Source organism: Phocaeicola vulgatus ATCC 8482 (assembly GCF_000012825.1).
GTDB classification, from domain to species: Bacteria; Bacteroidota; Bacteroidia; order Bacteroidales; family Bacteroidaceae; genus Phocaeicola; species Phocaeicola vulgatus.
Genome location: NC_009614.1, coordinates 2,763,625 through 2,787,595 on the forward strand (window position 1 = coordinate 2,763,625; position 23,971 = coordinate 2,787,595).

The 23,971-nt window shown below is 43.2% G+C and carries 12 protein-coding genes; 8 read left to right on the plus strand and 4 right to left on the minus strand.

The window, feature by feature from the left end; genetic code table 11:
- Window position 1: 1 nt before the first annotated feature.
- The 4 genes from BVU_RS10850 to BVU_RS10865 all read right to left on the minus strand — a co-directional run bounded on the left by BVU_RS10850 (window position 2) and on the right by BVU_RS10865 (window position 7,243).
- A complete protein-coding gene (locus tag BVU_RS10850) occupies window positions 2-592 on the minus strand; it encodes a hypothetical protein (protein WP_011965482.1) in 591 nt (196 codons plus the stop codon).
- A gap of 64 nt (window positions 593-656) precedes the next feature.
- Window positions 657-1,670 carry a hypothetical protein gene (locus tag BVU_RS10855; RefSeq protein WP_011965483.1) on the minus strand — a complete coding sequence of 338 codons (1,014 nt, stop codon included), beginning with the start codon at window positions 1,668-1,670 and terminating at the stop codon, window positions 657-659.
- Window positions 1,671-1,702: 32 nt separating this feature from the next.
- Window positions 1,703-1,996 carry a hypothetical protein gene (locus tag BVU_RS21615; RefSeq protein ID WP_011965484.1) on the minus strand — a complete coding sequence of 98 codons (294 nt, stop codon included), beginning with the start codon at window positions 1,994-1,996 and terminating at the stop codon, window positions 1,703-1,705.
- Window positions 1,997-3,172: 1,176 nt separating this feature from the next.
- Entirely contained in the window at window positions 3,173-7,243 is a 4,071-nt protein-coding gene (locus BVU_RS10865) for a hybrid sensor histidine kinase/response regulator transcription factor (RefSeq protein ID WP_005831654.1), read from the minus strand.
- 243 nt (window positions 7,244-7,486) lie between these two features.
- On the opposite strand from BVU_RS10865, the gene BVU_RS10870 reads away from it, so the two are divergent.
- The 8 genes from BVU_RS10870 (at window position 7,487) to BVU_RS10905 (ending at window position 23,846) form a co-directional block, all read left to right on the plus strand.
- A complete protein-coding gene (locus BVU_RS10870; RefSeq protein ID WP_005831652.1) occupies window positions 7,487-9,601 on the plus strand; it encodes a hypothetical protein in 2,115 nt (704 codons plus the stop codon).
- Between the two features lie 200 nt (window positions 9,602-9,801).
- A complete protein-coding gene (locus tag BVU_RS10875) occupies window positions 9,802-10,137 on the plus strand; it encodes a hypothetical protein (protein ID WP_005831648.1) in 336 nt (111 codons plus the stop codon).
- Between the two features lie 220 nt (window positions 10,138-10,357).
- On the plus strand, window positions 10,358-13,648 hold the full coding sequence (locus BVU_RS10880) for a SusC/RagA family TonB-linked outer membrane protein (protein WP_011965486.1): 3,291 nt from the start codon (window positions 10,358-10,360) through the stop codon (window positions 13,646-13,648).
- A gap of 12 nt (window positions 13,649-13,660) precedes the next feature.
- On the plus strand, window positions 13,661-15,706 hold the full coding sequence (locus tag BVU_RS10885) for a RagB/SusD family nutrient uptake outer membrane protein (protein ID WP_011965487.1): 2,046 nt from the start codon (window positions 13,661-13,663) through the stop codon (window positions 15,704-15,706).
- Window positions 15,707-16,120: 414 nt separating this feature from the next.
- Window positions 16,121-17,821 (plus strand): polysaccharide deacetylase family protein, encoded by a 1,701-nt coding sequence (locus tag BVU_RS10890; protein WP_011965489.1) that lies wholly within the window; start codon window positions 16,121-16,123, stop codon window positions 17,819-17,821.
- Window positions 17,822-18,066: 245 nt separating this feature from the next.
- The gene (locus tag BVU_RS10895; protein ID WP_011965490.1) at window positions 18,067-20,040 is read left to right on the plus strand and encodes a DUF4978 domain-containing protein; all 1,974 of its coding nucleotides are present in this window, start codon (window positions 18,067-18,069) and stop codon (window positions 20,038-20,040) included.
- Between the two features lie 33 nt (window positions 20,041-20,073).
- Window positions 20,074-22,410 (plus strand): glycoside hydrolase family 2 TIM barrel-domain containing protein, encoded by a 2,337-nt coding sequence (locus BVU_RS10900; RefSeq protein WP_011965491.1) that lies wholly within the window; start codon window positions 20,074-20,076, stop codon window positions 22,408-22,410.
- 20 nt (window positions 22,411-22,430) lie between these two features.
- The gene (locus BVU_RS10905; RefSeq protein ID WP_011965492.1) at window positions 22,431-23,846 is read left to right on the plus strand and encodes an alpha-d-galacturonidase; all 1,416 of its coding nucleotides are present in this window, start codon (window positions 22,431-22,433) and stop codon (window positions 23,844-23,846) included.
- Window positions 23,847-23,971 lie beyond the last annotated feature (125 nt).

Sequence of the window (23,971 nt, forward strand, 5' to 3'; positions counted from 1 at the left end):
ATTAATTGAATAGTTTTCCGTCTGAAAGGTATTCCCAACCGTTGGCGTTGCTTTCTTCCGTGAAGTATTCCAAAGTCTGGGTGCTTTCCATATCATCCCGACAAGCACGGAAAAAGCTGTCGAGACATTTGTTCATAAGGTTATCAAACGTGACATTCCCGGTGGGGGATTTCAAGAACTTATAAATCGGATCAAGAATGCAGTCATCTATGTAGTAGCCCGTAAGAGGGCAACAAATATCTACAAATATCCTGCTTTTTCGTCCTTTCATCCCTTTCCAAAAATATTTGGGGGTGTATAGGTCGTTCCAATGGTTGTTCATCAAATAGGCCATCAATCGCCAACCGCTCAGGCTGTCTATACAATCTTTCTGCCTGCTACGGTAGTCATAGCTGTAATTGCATGCGTCATATCTCCAATTACGGCACACAATGCCGAAGCGTTCACAAAAGGTGTCAAGAGTTTGGCGGTTCTCGTGCGTCCAACCGTAAAAGTATCCATTGCATAACCACTGGTTATACGCCTTTTCTTTGGCTTCCTCGGATAACTCGGTTATCCGATAGAGGGTGTATGTTCTTGTTTCTGTTCTCATGTCGTTACTTTTTTATGGGTTTATTGATAGGTGGGCGGATTGCTCCGCCCTGCCGTTCATGCTGTCATACATGGATGCACGTGGCGAGTGCTTCCCTTACTTTCAGCTCCTGCTTCTTGGAATATATCCACCCTGCACGCCTTTCGCCCTTATAAGTGAGGTTTGCACGGAACAGACCGTTCAAGTTTTTCAGAACGTCCTTTATCGGCTTGGTGTCACCGAATACGGCAATCGCCTTTTCGCTGTATTCCACGATTTCAAGACTGAGGGTTGAAGGGTCTGCGGTTGCTGTCGGCTGTTGTGCTTCGTTTTCCCTCTGCGGTGCTTTCATGCAAAGGTTGGCTTCATCCCCTGCGGTGTGCGCATACCGTTCTATGAACTTTTCAAGGTCGTAGATAGGCTCTTTCTCAATCGTCCAACCGCTGTACTTGTTCCTGCCCAAATACATGCCGTCCCCCATGCTGTAATTTTCACGGTGTTCGTAATCTGCGTTATATTCTGCCAAATAGGCCGTTTCCTCAAAATTGGCGGCATGCTTGCGCATTTCTGAAAAGAGGTTGCGTGTATGTTTGGAAAAGCCTAAAATGACGGTTCTTGCTATACTATAGTCGTAATAGTCCGTATAACTGTCGCATTCGTTCACTCTCAATGTGCCGATAATGACCGCCTTTGCATCCGTCGGGATAAGGGGGCGCAAACGTTCCGCACCGATTTTGGCGATACGTTCGTATTCCTCTCTTGCTTCCTTCGCTTTCTTTTCTTCTTCGGCTTTCTTCTCTTTCGCTTTGGTCAGTAAAGCGGCTGTTTCCAACGGATCCAAAAACTTGGGGTTCGCATCATCGTAATAGATGCCTATTCCGAATTTCTCTGATAATGGCCGGATAAGGTCGGAAGTGTGAAACTCGTGTGTCCGCAAATTGACAAGATGATAGGTTATTCCCCACTTGTCACGGGTTACTTCATACACAACATAGCTGTCATAGCTGTAGCCTTCCAATACTACCACTTGATTGACTGAAACGGTCTGAACGCTTCTGTCGTAACTTTTGTTAGCTCCCAATAAATGTACTTTAGTCATAATGATTTAATTTAAAAATGATTAATATTCTGTCAGAGTATCACGCAAAGAACAAGGATGAGAAGAGCGAGCACGCAAAGGGAAAGGAAAGCGGAAAGGATGCGCCACACGGCACGGATGAGGAAAAACACCACCGCCAAAACTGCCAACATGGGCAACTCACCGCCCAAGCCAACCACTACACCACCGACAAAGGCACACACGAAACGTACTGCCACATAGACCATGAAACCGACCGACAACCACTTCACCAAATTTTTAATGCCGGTTGGAGCGAAGCCGAAGCCTCGTTTCAAATCTTGTTGTATTTCAGTTCTCTTTTTCATAACATTGACTTTTTTTTTATGCCTTGTCGGTGGCCTCACCTTGCTCGTTTCAGGGGGCAGATACGGACGGGGAGAAAATATGCAAGGCTTTTGGTGAAAAATTTTCAACCGCCCCACTGGACGGATTGAAAATTTTTCGCCAAAACCCGCAGGGCGCGAAGCGGGCTTGCAGATTTTTAGGGGACCCGGACGTAGCTTTGCACCCTGAACCACGCAAGGTGGAGCTACTGACGGGATAATAAAAATGGGGAAATCGTTATAAAGGGAAAAAAGAACTGAAATATGGCAGGATTCGAGAATTAGGCTAAATAGGCACATAATAGTGTGTATTGAGCTTGGGGGCTACATCTTGCGGTGGTAATAGTTTATATGTATTGATATACAACATTGTTTCAATAAGATTTAGAAACTATTTTGATTCTTCTTTTAGAAGTTTAATAAGTCTCCTTACAAGAGCTCTTTTATCTATTTCCCTCTGTCACATAGCCTATTATATTATTTTGAAAAAATAGATAAATCCTCAAAATAACTTTCGAGAGTAAGCTGAAATAAAATAAAAAAACAGCTTTTTAATATGCTTATACATAATGTAAGTACTTTGTCTTTTATATGAATCCTCGTTAGTGCCTGTAAAATAATAAGCATAAAATTGTATAATATGAATGGATGATATTAAGGTGTATATTAGTTGTGGTTTTTCTTAGTTTTGAATTATAGCAATTCAAAAGTTCTTAGTTACTTGGTGTGGTAGAAAATATTGACTATATTGATAGTCTGCTATATTATAAATTTATTAATAAAAAAACGTTGTAAAGTTTATTTTTATCTGAAACTTATATTTTAATGGGTATCTTAACTAACTTTACCTCTTAAAGTGGCAAAGAACTAATTCAAATCTGTCTATTTCAAATAGACTATATTGCGTTAATTGTTAATATTATGCAACAGATTTCTAGTTGTTTGTTTGATATTAATTATCTCTAAAGAACTTATTTAGAGTCTATTTAAATTTTCTTCAAAAAGTTTTTTATTCTGTTTCTTCCTAAGTTTCTTTTCGGTCTGTTTTCCTCTTTTTATTCGTTAAATAGCTTGCTATGCTTCTCGTAAAACAGAAAAACATCCTCAAAAAGAACTCTCAAAAGAATGCTAAATAAAATTTAAATAGGCTCTTATCTTTTATTTTCTATGGCGTTTGATATATTCCGACGGAGATACGTTGAACTCCTTGAAAAAACAGTCGCGGAAATGGGGCATGTTGTTAAAGCCTGTTCTAAAGGCTGCATCCGAAACATTATATTCCCCGGTCTGTAATAAAAGGGCACAATTTCTTAATTTGATTTTTCGGACGAACTCGTTAGGTGTGAGTTCGGTCAATGCTTTTACTTTACGATAGAATGCCGAATAGCTCATATTCATGCGGTCTGTCATAAAGGCAATATCTATTTTTTCCTGCTCCAGATTATTTTCTATTAAAGAAGTCAATTTGGTAAGAAAAGCCTCATCCAGTTTGTTCAATTGTGGCTGGGTGGAAGATGGCGTTTGCAAATCGTTGGACTCTTCTGTTATTGTAGTTGGGACGTTTGCTATAAACCGTTTGGCTAAGCGTTTCTGGATTTCCAATAAATTGTTGATCCGGCTTCTTAGTAGTTTAGCACTGAAAGGCTTAGTCAGGTAAGAATCCGCTCCGCTGTTATAACCTTCCTCTTTATCTTGTATAGAATCTTTGGCTGTCAGTAAAATGACCGGTATATGACTGGTGTTCATGTCGCTTTTAATAGCCTTACATAAGGCTATTCCATTCATGTTGGGCATCATTATGTCGCTTACTATGATATTAGGAGTATATTTCAATGCTAAGGCTAACCCCTCTTTCCCGTCATCGGCTTGCAATATTCTATAGGTATCTTGCAGTTCGTTTGCAATATATTCCCGGATATCTCTGTTATCTTCCACGACCAGTAGGATAGGAAGTGTGTTTTCGGGGTCTTCTTCCACAATTTCTTTTGCAGGAATTGCTGAATCCTCTTCTTCTTTATGCAGTGCCTCGGGGTAATCATAGTCAGTCTTTATGCGAAAGAAGAAAGTGGTTCCTTTTTCAAGCACGCTTTCTACGTCCAATGAGCCATGATGCAAATCAACGAGTGACTTCACCAATGCCAGTCCGATGCCGGTACCCGAAGCTTGGTGCTTACCTTTCGCCTGATAGTATCGGTCGTAGATGTGTGGCAAAGACTCGGCATCGATGCCATAGCCGGTATCTGCCACGACCATTTCTACATAACTCGTGCCGTTTGCCTTTATCTGGTGCATAGAGAGAGTTATCTGGCCTGCCGGTGTATATTTGATGGCATTGGACAGTAGATTGTTGAGTATGATGGTGATGATTTCAGCATCGAAATAGACAGTCTTTTTCATAGGTTCTACTTCGATGTTGAAAGTCACATGTTCATTCCTGTTCAGTTCTTTGTATTTCAATCCTATCTCTGTAACCAAGTTGTTTAGATTTCCTTTGACTACTGTCAGTTGGCGGTTTTGAGTTTCTGTCTTGCGGAACTCCATTAGCTGGTTGATAAGATTGAGCAGTTGTACGGCACTACGATAGATGGTCTGTATCTTTGTGCGGAAAGGAGTAGGCATGCTTCTGTTGTCCTTTAAATCTTCCAATGGACCGATAATCAGCGTGAGCGGTGTGCGTAGCTCGTGTGCAATGTTTGTATAAAAACGCAGCCGCTCACTGTTCAGTTCGTGTTCCTTTTGCCGATTCTTTTTTTCCATTTCCAAGGACTTTTTCTCTATGTCCAAAGAATTTTGCAGTAAAAGTCTCTTTTTATATGAGCGGAAAATGAAATATATCAAAATCAATGCCAGCAATGTATAAAACAAATAGGCATACCAGGCTCTCCAAAACGGAGGATTGACAATGATGTGTAGAGGAACAATGTTGTCCTCATTCCATCCTCCGTTTTTTAGGCGTGCCTTTATCTTGAATGTATATTTGCCTGGCGTGACATTGCGGAAAGTAATGGTATTGTCATCTTCTGTATTATACCAAGAGTTATCCATTCCTTCCATCATATAAGCATATTCCACTTGCCCATTCTGTGCATAGTCTGCTGTGGAAAATGAAATGCGAAATGTGTTCCGGTCATAAGGTAAACGAATGAATCCCTCGTTGTCCGGTGTCATTGTTTCCGATTTTCGTCCTCCCTCTTGTGTATTGAAGCTTTCACAGGATATGATTTCTATAGAAGAAACGGTTTCGTTGGCTTCAATTGTTTGCGGATTGAAATAGCAAACTCCATGTAACGAACCAAAATAGATAGTGCCATCTGGTGTTATGGTTGCCGAGCCCTCTACAAATCCTCCCATAGGAACTCCATCCTGATAATCATAATTATGGAATTTTTGCTGATAAGCATTCCAACAGGCTATGCCGGTATAGGTACTGACCCATATATTCCCCATCTTATCCTGTTGAATGGCCCGGATATGACTGTCTGCCAACCCATTTTTTTCATCATAGACCTCTATTTGCTCCGGATAGTTGGAGTCTTTTACATAGGCTAATCCTTTATAAGTTGCAATCCATAATCCTCCTTGCCTGTCTTTGTATATTTGGTTAATGTTGTTGGAACAGAAATTCTTATCTTCATGCAGATGTATAAGCTCTTTATTATTGGCATCAAGAATGTATATACCGGAACCTAATGTGCCCATCCATGTCTTCTGTTGCTTGTCCTTCATTATGGCAAAAACTGTAGGTGGCCAGTTTTTCCAGCTATTCATCGCAATCTTGTTTATAGTCCCTTTACTATAAGTATATAACCCTATTTCACTGCCTATCAGCATTGTCCCGTCCTCATCTTCATAGAAAACACGGATATCCAAGTTATCCACATCCAAATCCACATGGCTGAAAAAGTCTTTTTGTGGATTGTAGCACATGACTCCTTCATCGTTGATTCCCAGCCAAAGATTATTGTTTTTATCTTTTTCTATGGTATAAATGACCGAATAGGAACGATACATATATGTGGAAAGATTCACGCGTCTGGATATCTGATGTCCGTCATATAGGGACAATTCATTTTCTCCTCCCAACCATACAGTGCCATCCGGATTGGCTTTTACTCCATAAATTCGTTTCCGGATTTTTGTTTCACCTATTTCATAGAAATAAGGTATGATATGAAAGTTTGATTGGTTATGGCTGATAAAATCAAGACCGGAACTGTAGTTGCCAATCCATACATTGCCAAATTTATCTTCTTGTATCATTCGTGTGTTGGGAGAAGACAGACTGCTGTTAAGATGGGTAATATTCTTAAACTCTAAATTCTCAACATTTTGAGTACTAAAATTATGTAAATCCAGTAGGCTGATTCCTCCTAAATCGGAAGCTATCCAAAGATTTTCATCCTTCGTCTCTGTGATGCAATGAATGTTGTCTCCTACCAGTGAATGCTCATTTTTGTTGTCGTGTCGGAAACAGGTGAATGTCTCTGTCATCGGATTGAACAAAGCCAGTCCGCCATTGGTTCCCACCCATATATTTTTCAGGTGGTCTATGAAGATGGAGCGTACATTATCTCCGGGAATACTTTGAGGATCATCTGGTTCATGAAGATATTTTTTTGCAGTTTTCTCCTTTAAGTTGATTATTGTCATTCCATTCCCTATGTGACCTACGTATAAAGCTCCGTTCTTGTCATCTCTGCAACAGCGGTTTCTTCCGGTCAATCCCGGAATGTTTCGGCTATTGTATGAGATGATTTTCTTTGTCTGTTTGTCATAGAAGTCTATTTCCCCACTTAAATATGCAATCCATACGCCTTTATCCCCAGCTGCCGGCATAATGTCGGTTACACTATTGCTGGACAATCCTTCATCTGTTGTGAAATCTTTGAATTGTTGCGTCCGGCAGTCGAACAGACTGATACCTTCTTGTCTGGAGCCAACCCATAGTATATTCTCGGATGGATCATAATACAAGGAGGTAAGTTCATTACTTACCAGTCCGGAATTACTTTCCTTATATACAATATTGCTCCCATTGCCGACCCATTTATTCAACCCCGCTTCCGTTGCAACCCAAACACATCCTTGTTGGTCAATTGCCATATCCAATACAAAATCGTTGGACAAGCCGTTTTGCGAACTGATGTGCTTAAAGTTGTAAGTTGCTTGTCCGGCCAAATTTTGGAGTATGGACAAGCTGATGATAAGATATGTCAATAGATTCTTCATGCACTGTATTTTTCAATGATACAAAATTAAGCATTTGCCATTGATATGGCATAATAATTTGAATAAAGAAAGAAAAACAACCCTAAAAGATGGATTTCCATCTTCTTTAACGCCTTTATAGGCGTGGAATAGTATTTAGAAAGAATACTAACTTCAAAAAAGAACTTTCCATCCCCCTTGTTCACGGTAAAACCTATAATTTTGTAGGGTCACTTTTGACATAACTCTTAATACATATATTTTATGACAAGAAAAACATTGCTGGTATTTCTCAGCTTCCTGCTTGCAACGGGTATCAATGCCCGTTCAGTTGGTTTGTTCGGACATGACAAGCTGGATGTGTCCGATACCGTTCGGTTTGCGGTCAATCCGTTTACCGGTGCCATTGACGAATTGACTGTTGAAGGCGACAAGCATCACATGAACTGGATAGTGAAAACTGACGGCAGTCAATACCCTTGGATTACGGAAAGATACAGTTGGGGATTGGGTTATTTCACGCAAGTAAAAGGACATGAAAGCCTGAAAAAGGAATGGATGCGCCCTCTTGTAGTAGAGGACGAAGGAAAAAAGGTTCTCTATAAGGAGGGTGACGTACTTATCCGTGCCGAACGCAGCATGGATGGTGGTGATTTGATAGAAGAGTACACTTTTACGAACAAGGGCGGAGAGCGGATCTGGTTGTACGATATAGGCATTTACACTCCATTTAATGATAATTATCCGAATTCTCAAACCTGCATCACCAATCGTTGCCATGCGCATGTATGGAATGGCGGAAGCGGTGCATACGTCAATGCGTTGCGAATGGGTTTTGAAGCCCCCCATGTAGGGATGATGCTGACCGAAGGAGCCATTGATAGCTATGAGATATGGGGACGGGGCAGGAAAACGAGCAGTTCGCACATGCGTGGTATATTTGCCATGAACCTGCCGGACATGCGTCTGAATCCGGGAGAGTCGTATCGCCTGAAATGGCGGTTGTTCTCGCATGGGGGAAAAGCGGACTTTCGTGACAAAATGTTGGACAAAGGCGGTGTGCTTGTCTCATCAGATAAATATGTATATGAAATAGGTGAAATGGCTTACGTTACTATGCGATGCAATTCTCCGCTCCGAAACTGTACTGCAAAGATAAATGGTATCCCCGTCAAAGTCTATCATGCAAACGGCATATGGACGGTAAAACACAAAATGGAGCAGGCGGGAGAAATGAGGGTGGAGTTCTGCTATGGCAACGGAAAGAGAACCCATGCCGACTTACTGGTAATAGATAATGTAAAAGATTTGGTGAACAAACGCATATCGTTTATCCGCAATCGTCAGCAGATGAACAATCCTCGCGACTTGCGCGACGGGGCGTATATGGTTTATGACTGCGAGGCCGACAGCATTTATCCGAACAACACGCCCAACTGTAACCCGGTGGACCGTGACGAAGGTGCCGAGCGTGTAGGTATGGGCGTGCTGTTGGCCAAGCAATACCTCTTGTCCGACAAAAAAGACAATGATTTGAAATCCTCTCTTCTCCGCTATGCAAAATTTCTCCGTACCCGTTTGCAGACACCCGAATACGTCACCTATTCCAGTGTGGATCAAAAGAACCGGAACCGGGCATACAACTATGTCTGGATTGCCGAATTCTATTTCTATATGTATCGGGCTACGGGAAACAGACAGTTTGTCCGTGACGGTTACGAAACGCTTCGTTCCATGTTTCGCCAGTTCGGTCATGGCTTTTACGGCATCGGTTATCCGGTATGTTTAGGGTTGCAATGTTTGAAAGAAGCCAAGATGGAGAACGAACACCAGCTACTGCTGGATGACTTCAAAACGATTGGTGACAAATTCATAGCCAACGGGGTGAACTATCCGGCCAGTGAAGTGAATTATGAACAGAGCATCGTGGCCCCGGCCCTGCAACTGCTCGCTCAAGTCTATTTGGAAACCAAGGAGCGGAGATATCTGGACGAGGTCAAGCGGCAACTTCCCGTTGTGGAGGCGTTCAACGGTTTTCAGCCCAGTTTCCACCTGAACGAGATAGCTATCCGCCATTGGGACGGGCATTGGTTTGGCAAATACGAGCTTTTTGGCGATACTTTTCCTCACTATTGGAGTACGGTTACTGCATCGGTTTACCATTATTATGCTTTGTGTACCGGCGATACATCTTATCAGAAGTTGGCCGAAGAGATTGTGCGCAATAACCTCTGCTTGTTTTTTGAAGACGGGAAGGCTTCCTGCGCCTACATGTATCCGCATAAGGTCAATGGAGAAAAAGCGCATTTCTATGACCCTTATGCCAACGACCAAGATTGGGCATTGGTATATTGGCTACAGGTGATGAAGAATCTGTAAGAATGGTGTAACAGACATAGATGATAGGATTGGGAATCTTTCATGATAGCGAAAGATTCCCAATCCTTTTTTGTGCCCTTTTATTTAGAAAGAAATGAACCCTTTTTAGAAACATTACAAATTACGGCTTGTGCTTATTATAACTAATTTTGTCACAACTTGAAATAATATTTCCAACGTTAACAAAAGACTATGAAAATATGGCAAAAAATGTATTGAAAGCATGGCCGGTGGACAACACCGTGACTACCGATGACAAGGCGGACAAGATTTTCTCTTTGGAGACTACCCACAGCATCGACAAGGGAAATCATACTGGATCGCATGGTGGCAAAGAATCCTGGCGTGCGGTGCGAGACGATGGCGAATATACGCTTACAGTGACTACGCAGTACAGGGGCGGTGGCGGCGACCTGCTGAAGACACCCCGCAGCACTTCCCATACCATTTACATAGGTAAAGCACCTGAAGGCAGTGGCTCCACCGAGAAACCGGGCGGCAGTGACGGAGATTCTGATGACTCTCCGATGGACTAAAAAACACTCATCGTATAGACAAAAAATATAATAGGATAAGACATAGGCTTTTAAAGGTAAAAGGGAGTATTCAGGATAACACTTTGCTTCCGCTATATTTCGGGGCAGATTCTTGACCAAGGTAGTCAAGCACTTTGACTAAGGTAGTCACGACCTTTGACCAATCCAGGGGCGTTCAAACAGGAACCAAATTTATTAATCTAATTTTAATACCAGAACAATGAAAACAGAGACTTTTAAATTCTCCCGTAAGGCGACGACAGCCTTATTGCTCTGCACGGGGCTTGTGGCAAGCCAGCCGCTATCCTTGTGGGCAGAGAATGATTCCGGTGCCGTGCAGATTGTACAGCAACAGAAAATCACCGTGAAAGGCACAGTGAACGATGCCATGGGACCCGTCATCGGGGCCAGCGTTGTGGAAAAGGGCAACTCTTCCAATGGTACGATTACCGACATGGATGGTAATTTCTCCTTGTCGGTGCAGCCGGGAACTGTACTCGTCGTATCGTACATAGGATACAAGACACAAGAGGTGACGGCCACTGTCGGCAAGGCAATTAACGTTACACTGCAAGAAGACAATGAGATGCTGGACGAAGTGGTTGTGGTGGGTTTCGGTACGCAGAAGAAAGTCAATCTGACCGGCTCGGTTGGCATTGCCACAGCCAAAGAAATAGAATCCCGTCCGGTAACATCAGCGGTTCAGGCCTTACAAGGTCTAGTCCCCGGTCTGAAAATCAGTACGAGCACCGGAGAGTTGGATAAGAACATGAGTATTTCTGTCCGTGGTACAGGAACTGTAGGCAGCTATTCAAGTGGTAGCCCGTTGATATTGATTGACGGCACGGAAGGGGACTTGAACACCATCAATCCACAAGATATTGAGAACATATCTGTTTTGAAAGATGCGGCAGCTTCCTCCATTTATGGTTCACGTGCACCGTTCGGTGTGATTCTTGTCACGACCAAGAGTGGTAAAGCCGGGAAAACTTCCGTAAACTACAACAACAGCTTCCGTATAGGCAGCCCTATCAATATGCCGGAATCGATGGATTCATACTCTTTTGCCGTGATGTTCAATGAAACTTACAAAAATCAAAAGGGAAGTGGACAGGTTTTTACGGACGAGGTGATGCAGAAGATGCTGGATTTTCAAGCCGGAAAACTTACCGGAGGAATGGATTCTGATCCGGCAAATCCGAATGCATGGAACTATCCGTGGTACAATGCGTATGCCAACGTAGACATATACAGTGAAATGTTTAAAAGCAGCGTATTCTCTCAGGAGCATAATGTAAGCGTGAACGGAGGATCGGAAAAGGTGACTTATTATGCTTCTTTCAATTATTTGGATCAGGGTGGTTTGCTGGAATACGGTGAAGATGGATTGAGCCGCTACAACGTGGCTGCTAAAATCAATGCCAATATCACAAAATGGCTGAAATTCAATTACAGTACACGTTTTACGCGTAATGATGTTTGGCGACCGACATCCTTCAACTCACAGTTTTATGACTATTTTGGCCGTATGACTTGGCCAAATATGCCTATGTACGATCCGAACGGGTATCCATACGGAGAGGTTAGGAATATCGCGGAAGGCGGGCAACGCGATGTACAAACTGATCGGCACTACCATCAGGCGACGTTGATTATCGAACCGATAAAAAATTGGGTCACTAATATCGAACTCAATTATCGCATTACGGACGGCGGTGTCAAGGAGACTACATTGCCCGCATACAACCATTTGCCGGATGGTTCCGTCGATGATACAAAAGCGAATTCGAGCCTGTACCAGGAAGATACAAAGGAAAACTATTTGAATTTCAATGCTTATACGTCTTATTTGCATACTTTTAATGACACGCACAACCTGAAGGTTATGCTCGGATTTCAGTCAGAAGAAACGAAATACGATTTCTCATCCACTAAGAAATACGGTCTGATGGTTAATGGTCTCCCCCAATTTGACCTGACTACCGGACTGGACGGTACAGGAAACAAGAAAGACACGGAAGTAAGTGGATATCATAATGAATGGGCTACGGTAGGCTTTTTCGGCCGTCTCAACTATGACTATAAGGGACGCTATTTGGCGGAAGTGAATATGCGTTATGACGGGACATCTCGCTTTCGTCGAGGTTCCAGATGGCAATTGTCTCCTTCTTTCTCTTTAGGGTGGAACATAGCGCAAGAAGAGTTTTGGAAACCAATAGAGAATATAGCCAACTTGTTGAAAGTCCGTTTTTCTTACGGTGAACTGGGAAACCAGAATATCAACAATTGGTATCCTACTTATCGAACAATTTCTATTGGTTCACTGAATGGAGACTGGTTGCAAAATGGATTATCTCCTAATACTTCATCTGTCGGCGGCCTGATAAATACGGCTCTTACTTGGGAAAAGGTCCGTACATGGGATGTTGGCGTGGATTACGGACTATTCAATAATCGCTTAACCGGTTCTTTTGATTACTTTGTCCGTTTCACAGAAGGTATGGTAGGCCCTTCTGCCGAACTGCCTGCAACATTGGGCATATCAACTCCCAGTTCCAACAACAGCGACTTACGGACGAAAGGCTGGGAAGTGTCAATTGGCTGGAAAGACCGTCTGAAAAATGGTTTGGGATATGGCATTAACTTGTCATTGTCAGATCAAATCACGATGATTGACTCTTATCCGGACAACAAGACATTGTCCATCGACTCCTATCTGCCAGGATACAAGGATGGACTTATTTGGGGATATGAAACCATCGGCATAGCCAAAAGCGATGAAGAAATGCAGGCACACCTGGCTTCTCTGCCTAAAGGAGGACAAGATGCAGTGGGCTCGCAATGGGCAGCCGGTGACATCATGTATAAAGACTTGAACGGTGATGGCAAAATCAGCGAGGGAGCACGTACCTTGGGAGATCATGGCGATTTGAAGATACTGGGAGACACTTATTCGCACTACTTCTTTGGAATAGATCTGAATGCCGATTGGAAAGGATTCGATTTCCGGGCTTTCTTCCAAGGCGTTTTGAAACACGACTATTGGGGTAGTGGAAACTTCACTGGCATGTTGTTCGGTGTACGCGGCGGATACAGCCGCTGGCATACACGAGGATTCAAACAGCATGAAGATTATTTTCGTGCAGAACCCGCCGGGCTGGAAGGGCATGAGCTTCCCGCTAACCTCGATTCGTACTATCCACGGCCTATTTTCTCCGATTCATCCGATGGAACCAGCTTCGGAGCAAAGAATCAAAAGGTACAGAGTCGTTATGTGCAGGATGCTTCCTACATACGCTTGAAGAACTTGCAGTTTGGTTACACCCTACCTGCTAAATTTACAAATAAGTTCGGGATAAACCGTTTGCGCATATTCGTTTCTGGTGAAAACGTTTGGACCGGGACTGGTTTGACCAAGTTGTTCGATCCGGAAACCATTAGCGGCGGTAATGGAGGAAATGCTTATCCGTTGTCACGCACGTGGTCTTTTGGCTTAAGTTTAACTTTATAAATTTAGAATACAATGAAGATAAGACATCTATTTTTGACAGCTGCATCTATTTTGTGTGGCAGCATTTTTATCTCTTGTGAGGATTTCCTAGATCGGGAACCGGAATCGTCCATCTCTCCGGAAATATATTTTACCGATGCTAGCCAGTTGCAGTCATGGGCCGATAAGTTTTATTCTGCCATATTGCCCTCTTCCGGCAAAAACAGCTACGGATTTTATGCCGAAGATAAACATACGGACAATCAGATAGCTTCTGATACTCCTAATCGCTTGACTAAAACACTGTGGAAAGTACCGCAGGACGATAGCAACTGGAAATTCGAGAATATTTATCAATTGAATTACTTCTTGGATAATGTCCTTCCTAAATTCGGTGAAAATTTAGATGGATCGCAGAACCAGATTTCGGGCGATTTACAATCTATCCGCCACTACATAGGCGAAATCTACTTTCTTCGTGCGCTCGATTACTTTAACCGCTACCAGAAGTTCGGAGATTTCCCTATCGTTGAACATGCACTGACAGATGACATGGAGGCTACCACCGAGGCAAGTAAACGCAGTCCGCGCAACGAGGTGGCTCGTTTTATCCTTTCCGACCTAGACAAGGCTGCCACGTTGATGGATGGGATAGACTTTGCCACCACCCGGATTAACCGCGACTTGGCACTGCTGCTTAAATCACGTGTAGCCCTATATGAAGGGACATTCCTGAAATATTTCAAAGGGACAGCTTTTGTTCCCAATGGCGAAGGATGGCCAGGTAAAAGCAAAGAATACAATGCCAATTATGAATATCCGAGCGGAAACATAGATAACGAGATAAATTTTTTCTTGGATGAGGCAATGGCCGCCTCTAAGGAAGTGGCCGAGAAATACAAAGGGCAGCTGACCGCCAACACCGGAATGCTGCAACAGGCTGCGGACGATCCGGAGAATCCCTACTATAACATGTTCTGCGATGAAGATTTGTCCAGTTATCCCGAAGTGCTGCTGTGGAGACAATATACAATGAACAAGGGAAATGATATTGCCTTGGCAGCCAACATGGGGAATTGGGGCGTTGGAATTACTCGCTCTTTTGTACAGAATTTCCTGATGGCTGACGGTACTCCCGTATATACACATGGAACGTACGCGGACGGTGATGGCTACTATATGGGCGACCAGACGATAGCCGATGTCCGTACCAACCGTGACAGTCGTTTGTCTCTCTTTTTGAAAGAGCCCGGGCAAACGAACATCGTGTGGGATGACCAGCCCGGACAGAGCCTCAATTTGATAGAACCCGTACCTAATATTATCGTAGGCGATATGCAACGTGCTTATACCACCGGATATGCTTTGCGCAAAGGCGGAGCACTCAATTCAAAATACTGCATACAGCTTAAGGGATACGTTGCATTGGTGTGCTATCGGGCTGTTGAGGCCTTGCTTAACTATATGGAAGCAAGCTACGAAAGGACTGGGACACTAGATGCCACTGCTCTCGGCTACTGGCAGGCTATTCGCAGTCGCGCCGGGATAAGCACGGACATCGATGCCACCATTGCAGCTACCGAGATGGATAAGGAAGCAGAGAACGATTGGGGGGCTTATTCCGGTGGAAAGCTACTTACTGACAAGACATTGTATAACATCCGTCGCGAACGGCGGTGTGAAATGCTGGCCGAAGCTTTGCGCAACATGGATGTCTGCCGTTGGAGAGCAATGGATCAATTGATAACCAGCCCCTATGTACCCCAAGGATTTCACTTGTGGAATACGCCGATGGAGCATTGGTATGACAATAGTGACGGTACATCGGCTCTGGTATCCGATGGTACAAGCAACTCCAATGTATCGCCGTCTAGCTACAGCGAATATCTTTGCCCATTCCAAAAGACATCGAACCAGATAGGATATGGTGGATTTACTTGGAACATGGCTCATTATCTGTATCCGATACCTATAAAGCAGTTCCTGCTGACTTCACCGGATGGTACCAATGTAGAAGAATCCGTCATTTATCAGAATCCATACTGGCCAATCAAGGCTGATGCCTCAGCTGAAAAATAGATATGCTTAACAGCATACGTGTGATAGAATAGAATATGGTGTTTGGAAAACATATTCCCAGTCAAGACAGAAATAGAGATGAATTTATCCTCGTCTCTATTTCTGTCTTAATTGAGAATCCGACTACCACCATAAGGGAAGATATCTTTTATAGAAGATTATCAACCTTTCTGCTATTAGCCCGGTATTTAGGTGGTATTCCATCCCTTTTAGACAGATTTTTCACCTATTCATATCCCCTTCCTTCTATAATTTTGCAGGAACCATATAATGTACAACTTTATTAATATCACGAATTGAAATAAATGTGAAATAGAGATTGGTAGTATTATCATTATGCTATTGCCGTATGAACTGTAATTGTACATTATCATATATCTTATTTTTATGTTCTTTCTTGTTAAAAAATATATCATGAGAAAGTTGAATTCGAAATTACTATATGTATTTTGTGCGCTTCTTTTCTTTTCCGCTTTTACTAGCGGAAAGAAGGATATAATCACCATTTTTATGATAGGTGATTCTACTATGGCGAATAAAAGTCTGAAGAATGGAAATATTGAACGTGGTTGGGGACAGATGCTTCCTGAATTTTTGATTGGCGATGTACGGGTGGACAATCATGCCATGAATGGTCGGAGTTCACAGAGTTTTATCGATGAAGGACGTTGGGATGTCGTACTCTCCAAATTGAAGAGCGGAGACTATGTATTTATCCAGTTCGGTCATAATGATGAGAAATCTGCCGAAGAGCTACATACTATTCCCGGAAGCACTTTCGATGAAAACTTGCGTAGATTTGTAAGGGAGACGCGAGCAAAGGGAGCTTATCCGGTGCTGTTTAATTCAATTGTGCGCCGGAATTTTCCACCGGAAGGGACCATTGGGCATAAAGGCAGTTATGAGACGGAGGGAAGCACATTGGTAGACACTCATGGAGAGTATTTGGAATCACCAAGAAGAGTGGCAAAAGAAATGGATGTTCCTTTTGTAGATTTGAATAAGCTGACGTATGATTTGGTAGTCAGTATGGGGGTAGAGAAGTCAAAAAGCCTTTTCATGTGGGTACCTACGGGAATATATGATTTCTGCCCAAAAGGAAAAATTGATAACACCCATCTGAACATTTCTGGTGGAAAGGTGGTGGCGGGAATCGCGATGGAAGCTGTTGCCAAAGTTGTGCCGGAACTAGCTGCATATATGCGTTCTCACGATTCGGAAGTATATGTGGCAGATTATAAGGACGATAAGCAATGTGCTATCAGCTATACTTTCGATGATGGTCTGGAAGAACACTATACGCTTGTTTTCCCGGAAATGGAAAAAGTAGGTTTCAAAGGGACTTTTTGGATATGGGGAAAAGGGATAGAGAATGTGACGGAGCAGCAAGATAAACCACGTATGACTTGGACGCAAATGAAAGAAATGTTTGATAAAGGGCATGAAATATCCAGTCACGGTTGGTCACATGCAGATTTGAGGCATCTTAGTCTGGAAGAAGTGAAAGCGGAAGTTGGCAGGAATGATAGCATTATTCAGGCTGAAATAGGCGAAAGGCCGCTAACCTTCTGTTATCCGTTTAATTCTTATAATGAAGATGTACGGCGGATTGTTTCAGAAAATAGAATAGGTACACGTATCAAACAATATGCCATAGGAGGTGAGAAATCAAAATCAACGGTTGAATCGCTGGATAAATGGGTAAAGGAGCTCATGATTTCCAATGATTGGGGAGTGACTATGATACATGGAATTTCTACCGGTTATGATGCCTTCACTTCCCCGGATATATTATGGGAACATTTTCGTAGAGTGAAAAATCAGGAATACGATATTTGGGTAGGTACTTTTCGCGAGGTAGCGGCATATGTTAAAGAGCGGAGGAATGTACAACTGGATATTGTGAAAAAGGAATCGCAGTGGGCAGTTATACCTCGTTTGTTACTGGACAAGGAATTATTTAATGAACCTTTGACAATGGTGCTGAATAAGAAAGGAAAGGGAAAAGTGAAGGTGTATCAAAACGGAAAGAGACTGTTAGTAAAAAAACGGGATGATAAACAGGTCTTTGATTTCAATCCGTATGGGGGAACTATAAGAATAAGTTTTTTTTGATAATCCAGCACAGCTAAAGGAACATCCCGTTGGTGGAATTTATCTCGAACTTGATTCTGCCAATAGGTAGGAGAAAATATCGTTTATAAGAGCAGATTAGCAACCTTTCTGTTATTAGTCCGGTATTTAGGTAGTATTCCATCCCTTTTAGACGGATTTTCCACCTATTCATATCTTCTTCCTTCTATAATTTTGTAGAAACAATATCATGTATAACTTTATTAATGTCACGAATTGAAATAAGTATGAAACACAGATTGGTAGTATTATCATTATGTTATTGCTGCATGAACTGGTCGGCAATGGCAAACGCGAAAAATGTTGTTCCTACAGAAAGGAAGCAACAGGTCATTTCAAATGTAGACACAAGCCTTGAAGGTACACAGAAGTATGTGCTTCGGGTGACAGGTACGCCGTTTTATATGACCAATATACAGTTGCGGCTGGATTTGCTGAGATATTCTGAAGAATGGAGCATGGACTTGTGTGAAAAACTTGTTGCGCAAGTGGCGGCAGACGGATTCAATACAGTGTCTGTTCCGGTACATTGGTATGAGGTGGAGCCGAAAAAGGACCGGTTCGATTGGACTATCCTGGACAGTTATCTGAAGCTGGTGAATAAATATGGGTTAAAAATGGAAATGCTCTGGTTTGGTGCAAACAGCGGAGGGCATGTGCAATGGCTGGGACGTCCTAATAAAAATGCCGTACACTTACGCACACCGGACTATGTGCTTTATTCCCCTTCACCATCTTCTAAAGAAACAACTAGTGAATTTACCATCCGGAGAGATATGTCTGACTACACGTTGGATATTGCAGATGACCGTTTGCGCGAAAGGGAAACCTATGTGTTGAAAGAAGTAATGAACCACATAGCCGATTGGGATGCTGCCAATGAGAAGAAGCATCCTGTAATCGGTGTGCAAATCAATAATGAATTCATTGGGATGCGAACCACGTTTCCCAATTCGTTAGCTATTTCTTATCTGAATGGAGTGGCCGGTGCGGTGAAACAATCGGATTATGTTGTATGGACCCGTGCCAATTGTGTGTTTTGGAACGTTGCCGGACGGATCCAAGAGAATGAAGCCCACAGGCTTTCAGGGGAAAAGACTAATCTTGATTTTGTAGGAATTGACACTTACCGGCATCATTTTGCTTCGGATGCCTCATTCATTGCCAGTATGCGTAACAATGTCCCATACGTTGGCAAGAATTTCCGGATGATAATGGAAACCAATTCGGGTATTCCTATCTCTGCCCAGATGCATTTGGCTGCCTTGTCGGGCAATGCTGCTTTCGACTATTATAGTATAGAAGCGCTCTATGGCAGGAATGGGAACAAGATTGTTCCGCTGGTAGGGCACTTGGACGACATACGGCGCATGAACAAGATTTTACAGAGCGACCCGGTGGACCTTGCTACCAAGACGCATGGTTACGGATTGTTTGTACACAATTGGGAAGGCGTTGATGGAGGTACGAGTACTGCCAACAGCGGAATATCATACTCCCCTATTTATCCGACATCGCAAGGTATCAGTATTCTGCGTAGTGATACGGAGGTAGTTTTGATGAGCACCGGTGGAGGACGTTTCACATTGCCTGTTGGCATGCAAGTGGAAAGCGCATCGTATGGTTATTTCGATAAAGGTAATCAGTGGGTGGGACAAGGTAACGTCAGCTTGGGACAAACGGAATTGTTCGACACGGCATCTGACAAAAATCCGTCGGTATTCGTGGAGGCAGGCACTACCGTGTTACTGAAATGCAAAGGGACCTTGTTCCCGAAACCTTATCAGATAGTCCAGGCAGAGTTTGTATCGCTCAGTTCGGATGCTGTTGCGGAATATGACATCCAGAATATTGGGTTTGCCGGGAATGGTTATGTGAAATTGCCTTCTCATGAGGGTGCATATATTACTTGGGAACAACTGGACGGTAAGGAAGGGGGCGAACATATCATCCGCATCCGTTATTCTTTGGAGGACAACCGGCAGGCCAGCCATATTCTGACTGTGAACGGGAAATCTTATCGGATAAAACTGGAACCTACAGGAGGAGGCACTAAATATAATTATTTCAGTATTTCTGTACCGTTGCAGAAGGGGAAAAACAATACCATTCATTTGGAAACGACAGGTAACTATTATCGTCCTAATAGGGTTGTTGTGCCAGCTCCTGCAGGAAATATCGATGAAATACAGATACTATGAAAGAGTTGAAACATATCATAATATTAATCACTTATGCAGAAACGTAATTTATTAATAATCATTTTATTCTTGTTTACCGGGACAATAGGATGGTCTGCCGAACGTATCTGGCAGAATTTTGATTTCGATTGGCAGTTCCGTTTGGGAGAACAAGGTATCTATAAACCTGTCCAGCTTCCGCATGACTGGAGTATTGAACTGGACTTTAACGAAGAGGTGGGTCCTGAAAGTGGATATTTGCCGGGGGGTATAGGTTATTATAAGAAAGATTTCAATGTGCCTGCGTCTTACAAAGGTAAGCGGGTCAGCATTGTGTTCGATGGCATCTATCATAAAGCTACCATCTATCTGAACGGACAGGAGGTAGATTACCATCGTTACGGATATACTTCATTTGAAACTGACTTGACTCCTTACTTGAAATATGGAGGAAAGAATACATTGAGCGTGAAGGTAGATCATTCGGAGAAATCGCGCTGGTACACTGGCTCGGGTATTTATCGCCACGTATGGATGCAAGTAACCAATCCGATACATGTCAAGATGTGGGGTACATATATTACCACTCCCCGAGTGTCGGCAGAATCGGCCATCGTATCTTGTGTAACAACTGTAGCCAATACTTCGGCATTGACCGGTGAAATAGAAATTATGCAACGAATAGTGGATGCACAAGGCAATCTGTTGAAGATAAACGGCAAGCAGTATGCAGCCCGAACAGAGGTTGTGATGCCGGAAAACGGGACAAAAGATATTGCACAGTCTTTCACGCTGTCCAACCCACAATTGTGGAATTTGGAAAAACCTTATCTTTATCGTTTGGAAACAATATTGAAACAAAAGGGAAAGGTGATAGACCGTTACACGACCCGTTTCGGGGTGCGGACCATCGGTTTCGATAAGGACAAAGGCTTCTTCTTGAACGGGAAGAATATCAAGATGAAAGGTGCGTGCCTGCATCAGGATGCTGGATGCTTGGGGGTTGCCGTTCCAAACCGTTCATACGAACGCCGTCTGACTATCTTAAAGGAGTTTGGAGCAAATGCCATCCGCTGTTCACACAATCCGCCTTCACCGGAGTTCTTGAATTATTGTGATTCCATTGGTTTCTTAGTCGTTGACGAGGCTTTCGACAAGTGGAAGTCGGGATATTATGAGCAGTTCTTTGATGAATGTTGGCAACAAGATATTCGTGACATGATTGTGCGCGACCGTAACCATCCTTCCATCGTCCTTTGGAGTATCGGCAATGAATTGGCAGAAGCCACCCGTAAGGACAACGTGGGTGTGGAACGTGCCACCTTGTTGCGTGACTTCGTACATAAATTAGAACCGACACGTCCAACCATGTTGGCACTGGCACCGGCATACCAAGATAAGTTTGCTTCAGTAACTGATGTGGTAGGGTATAATTATAGCGAACTATCTTATATAGAGGACAAGAAAAAGCATCCTGAACGAATCGGCCTGATAAGTGAAAGTTATCCCTATTATAGCGGATTGAGACCTTATGAGGCAAGGGATTACTCTCCCAAGAATCCGTGGAATTATGTGATGGAAAATGATTACTTTTGTGGATCGTTTGTTTGGGCCGGAGTCGATTATATCGGAGAAAGCATGGGTTGGCCGAGTAAGGGATGGGCTGCTACGCTTTTCGATATGTGCATGGACGAGAAGCCTCGTGCCGCCTATTTCCGTGCGATGTGGACAGACAAGCCTGTCTTGAAAATGGCTGTCGTGGACTATAGCATAGATGAAGATCCGGGTAAGGACCACTGGCAGACACCGCCTATGGTGCATGACTGGACTTTTCCATATACCGATTCACGTGTGTTGCCAATTCATACCCCATCTAATTGTGACGAAGTGGTACTGATAGATCCACGTGGAAAGAAATATGGACCGCGCAAACCGAAAGACTATCTGAATAATACCATTATTTGGAATCAGCCTTATCGACCTGGGAAGGTGGTTGCTATCGGATACAAGGATGGTAAAGAGGTGTGCCGCGACAGCATTCAGACAAGTAAAATTAAAGCAGCATGTTTCACACTTACACCTGACAAAACCGTATTGCAAGCAGACGGACAAGACCTTGCTTTCATTGCTTTACAATTATTTGATGAAAATGGGGTGCCTGTAAGGATAAACGACCGTGTGGTAAATGCAACAGTGGAAGGCACTGGAAAATTGCTGGGGATAGATAGTGGAGAAATGCGTCGAGCATATCGTTTCAACAGCCATGAGCTTCCTACTTATCAGGGCAGGTGCATGCTGGTGATACAGGCTGGACGAAGTAAGGGGATGATGAGCGTAAAGGTTTGCGTAGAAGGCCTTCCTGAACAAACAATAACGATAAAAGTACACTAATTTTTATAATAGCAGTAAGAATGACAACATTAAAAGATTTATTTGCTGGTTTGCTTCTTGTTATCTTCTTTCCCATTAGCTCATGGGCTGAAGGGGTGAAGCTTCAGCCGGTGGAGGTAGAGGCTCCTTTCCCTATGGACTCTGTATTTTTGTGTATATTCCCACAGAGGGATTTCTTGATAACCAAATATGGAGCTAAGGCAGGAGGAAAAAAACTGAATACAAAGGCAATAGCCAAGGCAATCACTGCCTGTCATTTGGTAGGTGGCGGTCGTGTAGTCATTCCCAAAGGAGAATGGCTGACTGGTCCTATCCACTTGAAAAGCAATATAAACCTCTACATGGAGGAAGGAGCGGTATTGCGTTTTACAGACACTCCTTCGGATTATCTTCCGGCGGTAATGACCTCATGGGAAGGCATGGAGTGTTATAACTACTCTCCGCTAATTTATGCATCTGATTGCGAAAACATCGCCATTACAGGAAAAGGAGTATTGGCTCCCAAGATGGATACATGGAGAATATGGTTTGCCCGTCCGCAAGCTCACATGGAGGCTTTGAGGAAGTTATATACAATGGCTTCCACTGATGTTCCTGTGGAAGAAAGGCAAATGGCTGTTGGTGAGAATAACCTCCGTCCTCATCTGATTCATCTGAACCGTTGCAGGAATGTGTTGCTTGACGGCTTTAAGATCAGGGAAAGTCCCTTTTGGACTATACACCTTTATATGTGCAAGGGTGGCATTGTCCGTGGTCTTGATGTCAAGGCGAACGGCCACAACAACGATGGCATAGATTTGGAAATGAGCCGTAATTTCCTGATAGAGAATTGCAAGTTTGACCAGGGAGATGATGCTGTAGTTATTAAATCGGGGCGAAACCGAGATGCGTGGAGATTGGGCACCCCTTGTGAGAATATCGTTGTACGTAATTGTCAGGTAATGGAAGGACATACTCTATTGGGCATTGGCAGTGAACTGTCTGGAGGTGTGCGAAACGTTTATATGCATCATTGTGATGTACCCGCATCTGTGCATTGCTTATTCTTTATCAAAACCAACCGAAGGCGGGGTGGAATTGTGGAAAACATCTACTTGGAAGATGTTACGTGCAAGGATACTGAATATTTGGTTGGGTTGGACATGGATATTCTCTATCAATGGCGGGAGTTGGTTCCTACTTATGAGGAACGTCTTACCCGTATCGAGGGAATTCATGTGAAGGACATTCGGTGTGGTTCCGCGGATTTTGTCTATGAGTTGTGCGGTGACGAAAGGTTGCCACCCAAGGACATTACTATTCGAAACATTGTAGTGGATAATTCCAAGGGAGTCCCCAATCAGAGCCATCATATTACAGGACTTACATTGGATAGTATTTGTTATTCTCATATTCGGCCGGATATGGTGACAAAACCACGGAAAAGATGGCGCTGAAGGCTGTGCTATTGTGTTGTCAAGAATGAATAATATTCACAAGGGCTAAGAAGTTAGAAGAAGTTGTCGCCCGCTCCGGGCGAGCTTAGAAGTTAAAGTCAATAGACAATATATTGGCAGCAATG